This is a genomic window from Sulfitobacter sp. 1A15258 (genome assembly GCF_043557045.1).
In the GTDB taxonomy this organism is placed as follows: domain Bacteria; phylum Pseudomonadota; class Alphaproteobacteria; order Rhodobacterales; family Rhodobacteraceae; genus Sulfitobacter; species Sulfitobacter faviae.
Genome location: NZ_JBIFFK010000004.1, coordinates 52324 through 67390, shown reverse-complemented (window position 1 = coordinate 67390; position 15067 = coordinate 52324). Strand labels below are relative to the sequence as shown.

The window sequence follows — 15067 nt, the reverse complement described above, 5'->3', positions numbered from 1 at the left end:
CATGACCACTGCAAGAAACTGGCTTTTGGACGACTCCCCCGCCTCGAAATTGCAGGCGAATATGGGCAACGCCTATCGCATGCTGCTGCAATTGCTGCGCAATCCGCTAGCGGTGGTGGGGGCGGTGATCCTGCTGATGCTGATCCTGGCCGCGCTCTTCGCGCCTTGGATCGCGCCGCAAAACCCGCTGGGGCAGAACCTCGACGCCCGACTGCTGCCGCCTTCGGCGGCGCATTGGATGGGCACGGATGAGTTGGGGCGCGACATTTTCAGCCGCGTGATCTATGGCGCGCGGATCACCCTGATGATCGTGGCCTTGGTCGCTGTCATCGCCGCCCCGCTGGGGCTGCTGATCGGCGCGATCTCGGGCTATTTCGGCGGATGGACCGACAGGGTCTTGATGGGTGTGACGGATGTGTTCCTGTCCATGCCCAAGCTGATCCTCGCACTGGCCTTTGTCGCCGCCCTCGGGCCGGGGATCGAGAATGCCATCATCGCCATCGCCATCACCTCATGGCCCGCCTATGCGCGTATCGCCCGGGCCGAGACGCTGACCTTCCGCAATTCCGAGTTCATCTCGGCCATGCGCCTGCTCGGCGCGTCGCACGGGCGGATCATCACGCGGCACGTGCTGCCGCTGTGCACCTCGTCGATGATCGTGCGGGTGACGCTGGATATGGCGGGGATCATCCTGACCGCCGCGGGCCTTGGCTTCCTCGGCCTCGGCGCGCAGCCGCCGCTACCGGAATGGGGCGCGATGATCTCGCGCGGGCGGGCCTTCATCTTGGATCAATGGTGGGTGGCGACGATGCCCGGCTTTGCGATCATCCTTGTCTCGCTCGGCTTTTGCTTTTTGGGCGACGGGCTGCGCGACGTGCTCGACCCCAAACAAGGAGACAAATCATGACCGCGCCCCTGCTGGAACTTGAAAACCTCACCGTCAGCTTCCCCACCCCCAAGGGCCGGGTTGAGGTAGTCAAAGGGCTGTCCTTCACCCTCGGTCGCGAACGGCTTGGCATCGTGGGCGAAAGCGGCTCGGGCAAATCCATGACCGGGCGGGCGATCCTGCGTTTGGTGCGTCATCCGGGGCGGCAACAGGCCGATGTGATGCGCTTTGACGGGATCGACCTGCAAAGCCAGTCGGAAAGACAAATGCGCCACCTGCGCGGGGCGCGGATTTCGATGATCATGCAGGACCCGAAGTTCTCGCTGAACCCGGTGATGACCGTGGGTGCGCAGATCGCCGAGGCGCTGCTGACCCACGAACGCCTCGCCCGGCGCGATGTGAAGGCCCGGGTGATCGAAATGCTGCAATCGGTGCGGATCAACGAGCCCGAGCGGGTGATCGACCTCTACCCGCACGAAGTCTCAGGCGGCATGGGCCAGCGCATCATGATCGCCATGATGCTGATACCGCGCCCCGATCTGCTGATCGCGGACGAGCCAACCTCGGCGCTGGATGTGAGCGTGCAGGCGCAAGTGCTCGACCTCATCGACGAGCTGGTGCGCGACCACGGCATGGGGCTGATCCTGATCTCCCATGACCTCAACCTCGTGGCGCGCTATTGCGACCGGATCCTTGTGATGCACGCAGGTCAGGTGGTGGAAAGCTGCGCCGCCGCCGACCTGCACAAGGCCAGCCATCCCTATACCAAGGGCCTTTTGGCCGCGGTTCCGAAAATGGAAGAGACGCGCGATGAACTGCCCGTCCTCGACCGCAGCGCATGGAGCGGCACATGAGCGCGATTACACTCAAGAACCTCGACATCTCCTATGGGCAAACCAAGGTGGTCAGCGGGGTGAATATCGACGTGGCCGAGGGCGAAAGCTTTGCGCTGGTGGGCGAAAGCGGCTCGGGCAAGTCCACGGTGCTCAAGGCCATCGCGGGGCTGGCCCCCGATTGGACCGGTGAGATTTCCGTGCTCGGCCAGCCGCGTGGTCACAAGGTGGACCGCGCCTTTGCCGGGCAGTGTCAGATGGTGTTCCAAGACCCCTATGCCTCTCTCCATCCCCGCAAGACGGTGGACGGCGTGCTGTCCGAGCCGCTGATGATCCACGGGCTTGGCAATCGCAGCGCCCGCGTGGTGGAGATGTTGCAGGCCGTCGGCCTCGACAAACGTTTCCGCTTCCGCTTTCCGCATCAGCTCTCCGGCGGGCAGCGGCAACGGGTCGCCATCGCGCGCGCGCTGATGCTTAAGCCCAAGGTGATGCTGCTGGATGAGCCGACCTCAGCGCTGGATGTCTCGGTTCAGGCGGAGATCCTCAACCTGCTGAAACGGCTGCGCCGCGAACAGGGGCTGACCTATCTCATGGTCACCCACAATCTGCCCGTCGTCAGTTTCATGTGCGACCGCATGGCGGTGATGAACAAAGGCCGGGTGGTCGAGATCGCCCCGGCCAGCGCGCTGCATGACGGCAGCTTTACCGATCCCTATACCCAAGCCCTCTACGCCGCCTCGGGCGGCAATCCAGACCGCAAGGAAGCCCCATGACCGATACCACCGACGCAATGCAACGCTTTCAGACAGCGCTTGAGCAGGCGACCACCGAAACACAGGCCTTCGACGCGCTCTGCGCGCTGACCAAGGCCACCGCGGGGGCCAAACTCTTTACCGTGATGACAGCGGATATGGACGCGATGCTGGCGCGGCGGGTCTATACCGACGACGCCGAGAATTACCCAACCTCCGGCACCAAAGAGATCACCATCGACACTTGGTTCGAACAGGTCCACGGGCGGCAGGAATGCTTTGTAGCCAACACCTTGGCCGATATCGACGCGGTCTTTCCCGATGCGGAACTGATCGGCCGTTTGGGCTGCGCCTCGGTCGTGAACCTGCCGATCATCATCGGTGGCAAGATGGTTGCCACGGTCAACATCCTGCACGAAGAGGGCTACTACACCCCCACCCGCGTGGAACAGGTCAAAGCGCGGCTGACTCTGCCCGCCATCGCCACCATGGCCGTGGTGCGGCAAATGGGCTGACGCCCGGAGCGGGCACTGCCGGAAGAAGACCGTCGCAGAAATGCGGCGGCCTTTTTGACTTGCGGCCCCGGCCAAAGGCCGCCACCATCCCGGCCAAAACGGAACCCATTGGGCATCGCTAAGGTTAACCTTATGAACATGCCCTAGGAGGAATGGCTCATGTGGACTTACGAACTCTTGATCCTGATCATGGCCGCGGTGGCGGCACTGGCATTCATGGCCAAGCAACGCCCCCAGCCTCGGAAGGTCCGCGCCATCGCGCCCCGGCCCCGCGCGAACAGATTGCATAACCGCCGGTATTGAGGCGTCATCGCGGTTAGAAGCGCCCCGTTACGGGCCCCCCCCGCTATTCCGCACTCGGCTTTCGGCCCCCGTCCTTGTCTCCCCGTCGGTTTCCGCCATGATGCTGGCAAAACCGGAGGGAGCCGACCTTGGACACCATTGAATATTTCTATTCCGCCCATTCCGCCTACGCCTATCTGGGGCATCGCAAGCTCTTGGAGATTTGCGCGGCCCGCGGTGCGCGGCTGGTGCATCGTCCCTTTGACCTCACCCCCGTGATCGCCTCAGGCCGTGTGGACCACTTCCGCGGCTTCACGCCCCATTACATAGACTATTTCTTTGGACGAGAGATTGAGCGTTGGGCGCAGTATCGCGGGCTGGAGATTCTCAACCACCGCCCGACCCACCACGACAACCCGCTGAACCTTGCAAACGGCTACCTGATCGCCGCCGCTCAGGCAGGGCGGGATGTCGACGCGCTTTCTTTCGCGATTCTTCAGGCCCATTGGCGCGATGATATCGATCTCGCGAATCCCGAGCATCTGCGCCGCGCGACTGAAGCGGTCGATCCCGACTGCGACGGGCTGATTGCACGGGCGATCGAAGAGAATGTGCAGGCAATCCACGCGCAAAACACCAAAGAAGCTATCGCCCGCGGCATCTTTGGCTCGCCCAGCTATTTTCTGAATGGTGACATGTATTACGGCCAAGACCATCTGGAACTGATGGACCACGCCTTTGACCAGCCCTACCGCGACACGGGCTTCTACAACCCGCCGCGAGACGGATAAGACGCCCCAAAAGCGCCGTGTTCTTCAATTTTGGGTAGTGGCGGACCGAGGAGGATTCGAACCCCCGACCCCCTGATTCGTAGTCAGGTACTCTATCCAGCTGAGCTATCGGTCCACTGAGCGGGGGTTTAGTCTTAGCCCCGGGGAGTTGCAAGCCCTCGTTTCAAGGAAATGCAATTTTCTTCAAAAATCTACAGGGCGCCGTCCCCCTTGGGCAGTGTTATGTCAAAAACCGTGCCTTCCGGCCCGCTGTTGCGCAGCGCAAGGCTGCCGCCGTGGCCGCGCACCAGTTCGGAGGCGATTACCAACCCCAAACCGGAGCCACCCTTGCGCGCCCCGCCCTGAAAGGCGGTGAAGAGATGCTCCCGCGCTTTGGGCGGCAGGCCGGGGCCGGTATCGCTGACGGTGATGCACCATGCCTCGCCCATATCCTCGGCCCGCAGATAGACCTCGCCCGGTTTGCCGGTGGCGGTGATCGCCTGCCGGGCGTTGCGCATGAGATTGGCCAGCACGCGGTACATTTGCTCAGGGTCCGCACGCACGGTGAGATTCGCGGGAATATCAGCGGCAAAGCGCACGATGCTTTCGGGATCGGCCAGACGCTCGCCGTCGATGACCTCTTCCACCAGTTCCTCGAGCGGCATGAGCGTTAGCGTCGGCCCCGGCTCTTCGGCCTTGCCGAAGGCCAACGTCGATTCGCATAGGTGCACCGCCCGGGTGATCGACCCCACAAGCTTGGGCGCCATGCGCTTCACGGTCGGGTCTTCGGACATTTCGATCCGGTCGGTGAACAGTTGGGCAGAGGTGAGGATGTTGCGCAGATCATGGCTGATCTTGCTGACGGCGCTGCCCAATTGGGCCAAACGCTCTTTCTGTTTGAGCGCCTGCGTGAGGTCGGTTTGCAGCTTCTGAAGCGCCTCTTCGGCCTCGCGCAATTCGGTCACGCTGGCGGAGGGTTCAATGATCCGCCGCGCATCTTCGGGTGCGGCGGCATAGCGCTGCATATGCCCCGCCACCCGTTTGATCGGTTTCAGCAGCAAGGCCCGCATGGCAAAGAACAAAAGCACCGCCGTGATGACCGAGATCACCGCCGAAAGGATGAGGATGCGAATCCCGTAGTCGAGCATGGCGACACGCATGGGCGCTGTCTCCATCGTGACCTCAATCAGCAGCCCCGCTTCGCGCACCGGCGCGCCGATCACGCGGACCACCTCGTTCCGCGGGCGGAACAGCCGTAGCATCGCATCGCGGATCAAGACCGTCGCCGAGGCATCGCGCAGATCATAGGTCTGCGACACCATGCGCGGCATGGGCGACGCCAGCACCAATTGCCGCGCCTCATCCCGGCGCAGCACCACGTTGAACACCTCAGCGTTGCGCAGCAGTTCCTCTTCCAACTCCGGGTCGAGCATATCGTCGGCCAAAAGCGCCAGCGACGCGATCTGCGCCCGCTCCAACCGCGTCAGCATATATTCCTCGCGGAACCGCGCGATGGAGGGGACAAAGATCAGCACTTCGGCCAGCATCACAAAGATGGTGGTGAGGATCAGCAGGCGGCCAGAAAGCGAGTGGATCATGGGCGATCTCAGGGCAAGAGGCGCTGCACGGCGCGCACCACCGTTTTGACCAGAGCGCTTTCGAACAGGCGCGGGCTGAAATAGGCCCCCGCCGCGCGTTTGTTAATCTCCGAGATCGTGGGGTAAGGGGCAACCATAGCAGCAATCTGGCTCATCTTCATCTTATTGACCAGCGCAAGCGACCACAGGGTGATCAATTCGCCTGCCTGATGGCCGACGATGCTGGCCCCAACCGGGCGGCCCTTGACCACCATGACTTTGATGAACCCTTTGGTCTGACGCTCGGCAATCGCGCGGTCGTTGTGGTTGTAATGGAACCGCACGACCTCCAGCTTGTCGCCATGCTCTTCGCGCGCCTGCGCTTCGGTCAGCCCCACCTGCGCCAGTTCCGGCGCGGCATAGGTGACCCATGGGATATGGTGCAGCTTCGTCTTGCTCGGCAGGCCAAAGAGGATCGAGCGGATCACCACCCCGGCATGATAGCCTGCCACATGGGTAAATTGCAGCCCGCCTGCCACATCGCCGATGGCATAGACCCGGCGGTTGCTGCTGCGCAGGCTGTCGTCGACCTTGATGCCTGCCTTGGTGGTCTCCACCCCGGCCTTATCCAGATCGAGCCGGTCGATGTTGCTCTTGCGCCCCACGGCCATCAGCAGATGCGAGCCCTTGATCACGCGGCCATCCTTGGTCTCGACCGTGATCGCCCCCGCCGCACCCCTGACCTTGGCCGCATCGCTGCCTTCCTCGAAAACCACCCCCTCGTCCCGCATGGTCTGCAACACCACCTCGGACAATTCGGGGTCATCCTTGCCAAGCGCGCGGCTGCCTTCGATCACGGTGACCTTGCAGCCCATCCGCACATGGGCCTGCGCCATCTCGATCCCGATCGGGCCGCCACCGATGATGATCAGATGCTCGGGCTTTTCGCGCAGATCAAAGAGGGTCTCATTCGTCTCATAGGGCACATCCTCCAGCCCCGGAATCGGCGGCACCAGCGGGGAGGAGCCGGTGGCCACGACGATGCGCCGCGCGGCGATGATGGTGTCGCCCGCCTGCACCTCTTTATCGGAAATGAAACGCCCGTATTCGCGGATCACCCGCACGCCCAAGCCCTCGAACCGCTCAACCGAATCGACCGGCGCGATTTGCGAGATGACATCGGCCACGTGATCCTTGGCAGCGGCGTAGTCGACCACCCCGGCGGCGGCCTCCACCCCGTATTGCGCGCTGTGTTGCTGGGTATAGGCGGTCTTGCCGGTCTTGATCAGCGCCTTGGAGGGCACGCAGCCATAGTTCAGGCAATCGCCGCCCATCTTATGCCCTTCCAGCAGGGTCACATCCGCGCCCATCTGCACGGCCCCCGCCGCCACCGACAACCCGCCAGAGCCTGCGCCGATGATCAGAACGTCGGTCTTGATACGGTTGGTCATTTCAGCAGATCCTTCTTACCGGTAAATGTCTTGATCGCCACGGGCAGCAGCGACAGCACGCAAAGGCCCAGAATGGGCAATAGAATATGCGGCTCGAAAATAATCCCGAGGTCGGGCGACTCACCCCGGGCGAAAACCGCACCTAGCCCTGCGCCCACCGAGGTAAAGACCAAGGCCCCCGGCATGATCCCGAAAAACGTCGAGATCACGAAGCGAAACAGCGGCACGCCCAGAAAGGCCGGCAGGAGATTCGCGACAAAGAAGGGCACCACCGGCACCAGCCGGATAAAGAAGAGCATCGACCACTGGTTGTCGTCGATCCCCGCCTTGATCTTGCGCACCATGCCCTCAGAGGCGTCCATCCGGTCTTTCAACCGTGCGCCAAGGCCCCATTGCGCGGCCAGAAAGATCACCACCGCGCCCAAGGTCGCAGCACTGACATTATAAAGCACGCCCGGAAACAGCCCGAAGAGGAAGCCGCCCGTCAAAGTGGCCACCGTGGCCCCCGGCAGGGAGAAAGCCACGATCACCACATAGGCGGCGACAAAGACCATCGCGGTCAGCAGGTAGTTGCTGTCGCGAAAGGCGATCAGCGCCTCGCGATTGTCACGCAGCGCGTCAAAACTCAGGTAATCGCGCAGGGTAAAGGCCCCGATGGCCGCGATGACGGCGATCAGCGCAAGGGGCAGATAGCGCATCAGCGCGGGTTTACTTTGGTCATTGCGGCTCATTTTCACACTTCCTTGGGCCTGCATCAGACCAATTTCGCTTTCCTCAATGATGGCGTGAAGCGGGGCGCGGGAACAGGCTCCTCACGCGCGCTTGATGGGACTTGTGCGGGAAAGGGCGATTTTGCAAAGTTACGGGGTGAACTGAAACAATTCCGGCCCCGCAAACCGGCATTTTGTTGCAAAGCGCGGTTTTTCCCTATCAGGGGGTTTGACTTGCGCGTCCCGCCGCATTAGAGGACGGGCTTGAATTGACGCTGGCCGCGGTGGAACCTTCAAGTGATTCCGTGCCCAGCCAGCTTTAGATGGAGACGGAGCGATGAAACGCACCTTTCAACCCTCGAACCTCGTGCGCAAGCGGCGCCATGGTTTCCGCGCGCGCATGGCCACCAAAGCCGGCCGTAAGATCATCAATGCACGCCGCGCACAGGGCCGGAAATCGCTGAGCGCATAAGCGCCCTCGATCTTCGGAACCAGAATATGACACCGCCGGAGGCACCCTTGAATGGCACTTGCGCCACGAAGGGGAACCCTGCCCCGGCGGTTTCTCTGCGTCTGGAGACCCTGACCAAACGGGCGGATTTCCAACGTGCCAGCCGCGCCAAACGCGTGGCCACCCCCGGCTTCATTCTACAAATGCGACCCCGCCGGGAGGATGAGCCCAGCGCGGCGCCCATTCGCGTGGGATTCACCTGTTCCAAGAAGGTCGGCAATGCCGTGGCCCGCAACCGCGCCAAGCGCCGCCTGCGCGAGATCGCGCGGCTCACCCTGCCGCAGGCCGGGCGCGCGGGCATGGACTATGTCTTTGTCGGGCGGCGCGAAGCGACAGCCGCCCTGCCCTTTGATCAATTGCTCGCCGATCTGGCCCGCGCGCTGGATATTCTGCATGGGGCCCGAAAATGACTCCCCTGGCCGCGCTTCTTGCCCTGCCGGTGCGCGGCTATCAGCTGATCTTCAGCCCATGGGTCGGGCATAACTGCCGCTATCAGCCCACCTGCAGCGCCTATGCGCTGGAAGCCTTGCAAAAACACGGCGGGCTGCGCGGCGGATGGCTGGCCGCCCGCCGGATCGCGCGCTGCCACCCTTGGGGGCAAAGCGGGATCGACAACGTTCCCGATTAGCACCGAGCTTGCGGCAAAGGGGCAAAATGCCCTAGGTGAAGCCAAGCTGATAGTGAGAGACCGACGATGCTGGACGAAACCGACGAGATTCACCCCCTCTTTGCCGGTGCACCGCAAAGCACCGAGTTCAAGAAACTGCGCAAACGCATCGTACGCATGACCCGCGAGGCGATTGATCAATACGGCATGGTTGAGCCGACCGCCCAAGGCGCACCCAAGCCGAAATGGCTGGTCTGCCTGTCAGGCGGCAAGGACAGCTATACCCTGCTGGCGGTTCTGCACGAGCTGCAATGGCGCGGCCTGCTGCCGGTCGAGCTTTTGGCCTGCAATCTCGATCAGGGGCAGCCAAATTTCCCGGCGACCGTGCTGCCGGAATTCCTTGAAAAGATGGGTGTACCGCATCGCATCGAATATCAAGACACCTATTCGATCGTGATGGACAAGGTCCCCGCCGGGCGCACCTTCTGCGCGCTTTGCTCCCGCCTGCGTCGGGGCAATCTCTACCGGATCGCGCGGGAGGAGGGCTGCTCTGCCGTGGTGCTGGGGCATCACCGGGATGACATCCTCGAAACCTTTTTCATGAACCTTTTCCACGGCGGGCGACTGGCGACCATGCCGCCCAAATTGGTTAACGAGGAAGGCGATCTTTTCGTCTACCGCCCCCTCGCCCATGTCGCGGAAAGCGATTGCGAGCGTTTTGCCACGGCGATGAACTACCCGATCATTCCCTGCGATCTCTGCGGCTCGCAGGACGGGCTTCAGCGCCAACAGGTAAAGGCGATTCTCGACGGGTGGGAGGCCAATAGCCCCGGTCGTCGCCAAGTCATGTTCCGCGCGCTGATGAACGCCCGCCCCTCGCATCTGCTGGATCCCAAGCTTTTCGACTTCGCCGGGCTCATGCGGAACGTTGAGGGTACGGAGCAAGAACAATTTTAGATAATAATCCGCAAAAAAGCGGGTTCTGTTAACCCACAGCACACCCTAAAGGCGATATCCCTTCCCCGTCAGCGCAGGCATTGCGCGTATTGGGAAGGGATATCGCGATGGCAACTCACCGGCTTTCCGGGCTCACGCAGCTGCGGCAGTCGTTCGCCGCTTTGCTCAGCGGTCAGGCCGCTTTGGCCTTCCTCCCCGCGCTGACGTTGCTGGCCTTTTGGATCGGCGGCGAAATGGCCCTGATCGCCGCCTCCGCCGCGCTGCCGCTTCTTTTCCTTGCGGGGCAGCGCTTTGGCGGTGATTCTCAGGCACCCCAAGACGCGCCCGGCGGCATCCTACAACGCAGCGCTTTTGAGGAGCTGACAGAACAAGTTTTTCAAACCGCCCAATCTCGGGGGCGTTTGTCGGCCACATGTTTCATTGCGCTCGAAGGGCTTGACCAAATCACCGAACGCCACGGTCAGACCGCCGCCGACACGGTCCTGCGGCAAAGCGGCGAACGATTGCAGGGCGCCCTGCGCGACGATGATCTCATCGGCAAGATGGGAGAGGCGCGGTTCGCCGTTTGCACGGCCCCGGTACGGCAGCTTGACCTTGAACTCTGCATTCAACTGGCCGGGCGGCTACAATCCGCTTTGGAAGACCCGTTTTTCGTCGATGGGGTTACTATCTACCTCGCGGCCTCCGTCGGCTTTTGCCTTAACACCCGCACCCCGGGCGGGGATGCCGCCGCATGGCTTGCCGCCGCTGCCACCGCCCTGCGCAGTGCGCAGCGGCGTGGCCCCTCCTCCATTCGCGCCTTTTCCGACCAGATGCGCCGGGAAACCGAAAGCCGCGCCGAACTGTGCGAAGAGGTCGCGCAGGCTTTGGACAGCGGCCAAATTCAACCATGGTTCCAGCCGCAAATCTCAACCGACACAGGCCAGATCACCGGTTTTGAAGCCTTGGCGCGCTGGAACCATCCGGTACAGGGCATGATCCCCCCATCGGATTTCCTGCCCGCCGTCGAAGAGGCCGGCCTGTTGGAGCGTTTGGCCGAAGTCATGATGTACCACGCCTTCGCCGCCCTCAAAGCCTGGGATGGGTCCGGCACCGTGGTGCCGCAGATCGGGGTGAACTTCGCCGGGGGTGAACTTGCCAACCCCCGGCTCATCGACAAAATCACTTGGGAGTTGGACCGGTTCGACCTGTCCCCCGACCGGCTCGCCATCGAAGTGCTGGAAACCGTCGTCGCCTCAACCGCCGACGATGTGATCACCCGCAATATCAACGCCCTGCGCAAGCTCGGATGCCGCATCGATCTTGACGACTTCGGCACGGGCCATGCCTCCATCGCATCCATCCGCCGCTTTTCCGTCAGCCGGATCAAGATTGACCGCTCTTTCGTCATGAAAGCCGACCGCGACCCCGACCAACAGCGCATGATCAGCGCCATTCTCACCATGGCCGAACGACTGGGCATTGAGACCCTCGCCGAAGGGGTGGAAACAGTGGGGGAGCATGTCTTGCTCGCCCAACTCGGCTGCGACCATGTGCAGGGATTCGGCATCGCCCGCCCCATGCCGTTTGAGCAAACACTCGATTGGATCGCCCGCCACAACGCGAAACTGCAAGACGTGCCGCGCATCATGAATGGGCGTGCCACCTAGCGGGCTCTGTGCTTAGCACCGGCCCGGGGCATTAAGCGACGGTGGTCGCGACGGCCGAAGGGGCTGAGGCAGAGGAGAACACCCTCCACCCCGAAGTACGGTCACACCCTTCGCGCCCGCCTCGCTCAATGCCGGGGCCGCCGCTCCCCCGCAACCGCCCCCGGCGAAACTCCGCAAAACCCATGCCAGATGGACCAAAACCACCCTGCATCCCCCTTCATCCCGCCCGATTCCACTTGACCTTTGGCCCCGCACTCTGTTGAACCCCCGTGATATTCAAAGACATCAGGTGGCGGTCCCCATGGACGAACAGAACAAGAATCTCATCCTTGCCACGGCGCTCAGCTTTGCCGTCATCCTCGTGTGGTTCCTCCTGTTCCCGCCCCCCGAAGCCGACCCGGCATTGGAACCCGGCAGTGAGATCAGCGATACTGTCGAAGGCACTTCGGTTCCCGCCTCCACCGCCGATACCGCGGCCGCGCCCGGCACGGAAGATGGCGAAGGCGCCGCCCCCGAAGGCCGCCGCGCGGCACTGGCAGCAGCGCCCCGCGTGGCAATCGCGACCGACAAGGTCAGCGGCTCCATCTCGCTCATGGGCGGTCGGATCGACGATCTGAAACTGAACGATTACCAAACCACGCTCGACGCGGATGCCGAAATCGTGACCCTGCTCTCCCCCGAAGGGTCGAGCGATGCTTACTATGCGCTGCACGGTTGGGCCGCCGGTTCGGGCCTCGCCCCCGATGCCGTGCCGGGTGTCGACACGCTTTGGACCCTGAGCGAGGGCGAAACGCTAGACGTCGACAGCCCCGTGACACTCACTTGGGACAATGGCGCCGGGCAGGTCTTTACCCGCACCATCTCGGTCGATGACCAATATATGTTCGACATCACCCAGAGCGTGACCAACAACGGCGAAGGCGCGGTGAACCTCGCCCCCTTCGGCATGATCGCGCAGCACGGGCTGCCCGAAGACCTGAAAAGCTTCTTCATCCTGCATGAAGGCGCCGTGGCCATGGCCAATGGTGAGCTTGCCGAAGTCGATTGGGACGATATCGCCGATGCCGATGTGAACAGCACCTGGGGCCGCCCCGCCGTGGTCACCGAAGGCGTCACCGAGGGCTGGGTCGGCTTTACCGATCACTATTGGCAGGCGGTACTGATCCCCGACGCGGGCGAAACCTTTGAACAGGCGCTCACCTATGATCCGCGCGCGGACACCTACCGCGCCTTCACCCGCCAGCCCACCCGCTCGGTCGCGGCAGGCGAAAGCGTGAGCACCTCCAGCAAGTTTTTCGCCGGTGCCAAGGAATGGGAAACCCTTCAGGATTACCAATCCTCCGGTGTTGCCAAATTCATCGACAGCATCGACTGGGGCTGGTTCTTCTTCCTGACCAAGCCGATCTTCTGGCTGCTGCATGAGCTGAACAAGCTTATCGGCAACATGGGTGTCGCGATCATCGGCCTGACGCTGCTGATCAAGGCGGTCCTCTTCCCGCTGGCGTACAAATCCTACGTCTCCATGGCGCGGATGAAAGAGCTTCAGCCCGAGATGGAAAAGCTGAAGAAAGAAGCGGGCGACGATCGTCAGAAGATGCAACAGGGCATGATGGAGCTCTACAAGAAGAACAAGGTGAACCCTGCTGCGGGCTGCCTGCCGATCCTGCTGCAAATCCCGATCTTCTTCTCGCTCTACAAGGTGATTTTCGTCACGATCGAATTGCGCCACGCGCCCTTCTTTGGCCCGTTCCAAGACCTCAGCGCACCCGATCCGACCTCGATCATGAACCTCTGGGGCCTGCTGCCCTATGCGGCGCCTGAGCCTGGTTCGATGCTGGCGCTGATCTTCATCGGTATCTTGCCGCTGCTCTTGGGTATCTCCATGTTCTTGCAGCAAAAGCTGAACCCGGCGCCCACCGACCCGACACAGCAGATGATCTTTGCATGGATGCCTTGGGTCTTCATGTTCATGCTGGGCGGTTTCGCGAGCGGCTTGGTGGTGTACTGGATCGCCAACAACACGATCACCTTCACCCAGCAATATTTGATCATGCGCAGCCAGGGTTACAAACCTGACCTTTGGGGCAACATCAAAGGCGGCTTCAAACGCACGCCCAAGAGCGCTGCCGCCAATGCGGATGCCAAGCCCAAATCGGGCAAGTCGAAAAAGTGATGCAGGTCACCGCGCTCAACCGGCATCCGCTCAAGGCCCATGGCCGCGAGACGGTTGAGCGTGTGACCCTGCGCGCCGGGCAATCCATGCCCTACGACCGGCTCTGGGCCGTGGCCCATGACGCCTCCAAAGCCGCGCCGGGAGACTGGGCGCGGTGTTTGAATTTCACCCGGGGGGCCTCTTCGCCGCAGTTGCAGGCGATCACGGCCAAGCTGGATGAGACCACTGAGATGCTCACTCTGCGCCACCCGACGCGCGGCGAAATCACCTTTCACCCGGATCGCGAACAGGCTGCCTTCCTCGACTGGGTGCGCCCGCTGGTGGCCGAAGGCCGCGCTGCCCCGGTGGATATCCTCCGCCTTGATGGCCGCGGCTATACCGATAGCGCAGAGCCGACGCTCTCGCTCAACAGCCTCACCTCCCATCGCGCGGTCGAAGAATTGGCAGCTGCCCCGCTGCAAACCGCCCGCTGGCGCGGCAACATCTGGTTTGACGGCGCCGCCCCTTGGGCCGAGTTTGATTGGCTGGGGCGTGACTTGAAAATCGGCGAAGCACGGCTGCATGTATCCAAACGCATCACCCGCTGCCTTGCCACCACCGTAAACACCGACACCGGCGCGCGCGACGTGGACACGCTCGCCGCACTCGACCAATTGGGTCACCGGGATTTCGGTGTTACCCTGACCGTCACCAAGGGCGGAGAGATCGCCGTGGGCGACGAACTGGAGCTGATCTGATGCAAGTGAACTATACCATCGCCGAAGAGCCGGACGCCCCAAGCGCCGAGAAGGGCCGGATGCTTTTCGCCGGGGAGACGACATTCGTCAAAGGCGTGGTGGCGATGGATGGGCTGCCGCCCCCCGACCGGATGGAGGTCTGCTTTGCCGGGCGCTCCAACGTCGGGAAATCGACGCTGATCAACGCGCTGACCGGGATGAAAGCGCTGGCGCGGGCGTCGAACACGCCGGGCCGGACGCAAGAGATTAACTTTTTTACCGCCGGGGAAGAGCACTACCTCGTCGACCTGCCGGGCTATGGCTATGCCAATGCGCCGCTACCGGTGGTCGAGAAATGGCAGCGCCTGCTGAAACAATACCTTTCGGGCCGCCAGACCCTGCGCCGCGCTTTCGTGCTGATCGACGCGCGCCATGGTGTGAAGAAGGTCGACAATGAGATCATGTCTCTGCTCGACAGTTCCGCCGTGACCTTTCAGGTCGTGCTGACCAAAGCCGACAAGGTCAAAGAGACCGAGCGTGAGAAGATCCTGACGCAGGTGAAGGACGCGCTGAGCAAACACCCCGCCGCCTACCCGGAGATTGTCGTGACATCTTCGGAAAAGGGCTGGGGCATCCCTACGCTGCGTGCCATCATCGCCACGCTGGTATAGCACCTCC

General features: G+C 62.5%; 17 protein-coding genes and 1 tRNA gene. 14 read left to right on the top strand and 4 right to left on the bottom strand.

What is annotated here, in order from left to right:
• The first annotated feature begins 1 nt into the window (after nucleotide 1).
• The 6 genes from ACGYK9_RS09945 to ACGYK9_RS09920 all read left to right on the top strand — a co-directional run bounded on the left by ACGYK9_RS09945 (nucleotide 2) and on the right by ACGYK9_RS09920 (nucleotide 4059).
• Nucleotides 2-907, top strand: coding sequence for an ABC transporter permease (locus ACGYK9_RS09945; protein ID WP_394410692.1), 906 nt, complete (start codon nucleotides 2-4; stop codon nucleotides 905-907).
• Nucleotides 901-1740 carry an ABC transporter ATP-binding protein gene (locus ACGYK9_RS09940; protein ID WP_394410816.1) on the top strand — a complete coding sequence of 280 codons (840 nt, stop codon included), beginning with the start codon at nucleotides 901-903 and terminating at the stop codon, nucleotides 1738-1740. Before ACGYK9_RS09945 ends, ACGYK9_RS09940 begins: the two co-directional genes overlap by 7 nt.
• Entirely contained in the window at nucleotides 1737-2492 is a 756-nt protein-coding gene (locus ACGYK9_RS09935; RefSeq protein ID WP_394410695.1) for an ABC transporter ATP-binding protein, read from the top strand. Before ACGYK9_RS09940 ends, ACGYK9_RS09935 begins: the two co-directional genes overlap by 4 nt.
• Nucleotides 2489-2986: a GAF domain-containing protein gene (locus tag ACGYK9_RS09930; protein ID WP_394410698.1), complete on the top strand. Its 498-nt coding sequence runs from the start codon at nucleotides 2489-2491 to the stop codon at nucleotides 2984-2986. Before ACGYK9_RS09935 ends, ACGYK9_RS09930 begins: the two co-directional genes overlap by 4 nt.
• 159 nt (nucleotides 2987-3145) lie before the next feature.
• Nucleotides 3146-3289, top strand: a complete 144-nt coding sequence (locus tag ACGYK9_RS09925; RefSeq protein ID WP_394410701.1) for a hypothetical protein — start codon at nucleotides 3146-3148, stop codon at nucleotides 3287-3289.
• A gap of 128 nt (nucleotides 3290-3417) precedes the next feature.
• On the top strand, nucleotides 3418-4059 hold the full coding sequence (locus ACGYK9_RS09920; RefSeq protein ID WP_394410703.1) for a 2-hydroxychromene-2-carboxylate isomerase: 642 nt from the start codon (nucleotides 3418-3420) through the stop codon (nucleotides 4057-4059).
• A gap of 38 nt (nucleotides 4060-4097) precedes the next feature.
• On the opposite strand, the gene ACGYK9_RS09915 is transcribed toward ACGYK9_RS09920, so the two are convergent.
• The 4 genes from ACGYK9_RS09915 to ACGYK9_RS09900 form a co-directional block, all read right to left on the bottom strand.
• Nucleotides 4098-4174: transfer RNA gene (locus ACGYK9_RS09915), tRNA-Arg, on the bottom strand.
• Between the two features lie 76 nt (nucleotides 4175-4250).
• Nucleotides 4251-5636: a sensor histidine kinase gene (locus ACGYK9_RS09910; protein ID WP_394410706.1), complete on the bottom strand. Its 1386-nt coding sequence runs from the start codon at nucleotides 5634-5636 to the stop codon at nucleotides 4251-4253.
• Between the two features lie 8 nt (nucleotides 5637-5644).
• A complete protein-coding gene (locus ACGYK9_RS09905; RefSeq protein WP_394410709.1) occupies nucleotides 5645-7066 on the bottom strand; it encodes a dihydrolipoyl dehydrogenase family protein in 1422 nt (473 codons plus the stop codon).
• Nucleotides 7063-7797 carry a TVP38/TMEM64 family protein gene (locus tag ACGYK9_RS09900; protein WP_394410712.1) on the bottom strand — a complete coding sequence of 245 codons (735 nt, stop codon included), beginning with the start codon at nucleotides 7795-7797 and terminating at the stop codon, nucleotides 7063-7065. The genes ACGYK9_RS09905 and ACGYK9_RS09900 overlap by 4 nt, the downstream gene beginning before the upstream one ends.
• A 316-nt stretch (nucleotides 7798-8113) precedes the next feature.
• On the opposite strand from ACGYK9_RS09900, the gene rpmH reads away from it, so the two are divergent.
• The 8 genes from rpmH (at nucleotide 8114) to yihA (ending at nucleotide 15060) form a co-directional block, all read left to right on the top strand.
• Nucleotides 8114-8248, top strand: a complete 135-nt coding sequence (gene rpmH, locus ACGYK9_RS09895) for a 50S ribosomal protein L34 (RefSeq protein WP_007118882.1) — start codon at nucleotides 8114-8116, stop codon at nucleotides 8246-8248.
• Between the two features lie 26 nt (nucleotides 8249-8274).
• Nucleotides 8275-8697: a ribonuclease P protein component gene (gene rnpA / locus ACGYK9_RS09890; protein WP_394410715.1), complete on the top strand. Its 423-nt coding sequence runs from the start codon at nucleotides 8275-8277 to the stop codon at nucleotides 8695-8697.
• Complete coding sequence (yidD, locus tag ACGYK9_RS09885; RefSeq protein WP_394410718.1) at nucleotides 8694-8915, top strand: membrane protein insertion efficiency factor YidD; 222 nt, start codon at nucleotides 8694-8696, stop codon at nucleotides 8913-8915. Before rnpA ends, yidD begins: the two co-directional genes overlap by 4 nt.
• Before the next feature lie 66 nt (nucleotides 8916-8981).
• Nucleotides 8982-9851, top strand: coding sequence for a tRNA 2-thiocytidine(32) synthetase TtcA (gene ttcA / locus ACGYK9_RS09880; RefSeq protein WP_067267458.1), 870 nt, complete (start codon nucleotides 8982-8984; stop codon nucleotides 9849-9851).
• A 107-nt stretch (nucleotides 9852-9958) separates the two neighbouring features.
• The gene (locus ACGYK9_RS09875) at nucleotides 9959-11500 is read left to right on the top strand and encodes a putative bifunctional diguanylate cyclase/phosphodiesterase (protein ID WP_394410721.1); all 1542 of its coding nucleotides are present in this window, start codon (nucleotides 9959-9961) and stop codon (nucleotides 11498-11500) included.
• Nucleotides 11501-11801: 301 nt separating this feature from the next.
• On the top strand, nucleotides 11802-13673 hold the full coding sequence (gene yidC / locus ACGYK9_RS09870) for a membrane protein insertase YidC (protein WP_394422501.1): 1872 nt from the start codon (nucleotides 11802-11804) through the stop codon (nucleotides 13671-13673).
• A complete protein-coding gene (locus ACGYK9_RS09865; RefSeq protein WP_394410726.1) occupies nucleotides 13673-14410 on the top strand; it encodes an MOSC domain-containing protein in 738 nt (245 codons plus the stop codon). Before yidC ends, ACGYK9_RS09865 begins: the two co-directional genes overlap by 1 nt.
• The gene (gene yihA, locus ACGYK9_RS09860; protein ID WP_394410729.1) at nucleotides 14410-15060 is read left to right on the top strand and encodes a ribosome biogenesis GTP-binding protein YihA/YsxC; all 651 of its coding nucleotides are present in this window, start codon (nucleotides 14410-14412) and stop codon (nucleotides 15058-15060) included. Before ACGYK9_RS09865 ends, yihA begins: the two co-directional genes overlap by 1 nt.
• Nucleotides 15061-15067: the final 7 nt, after the last annotated feature.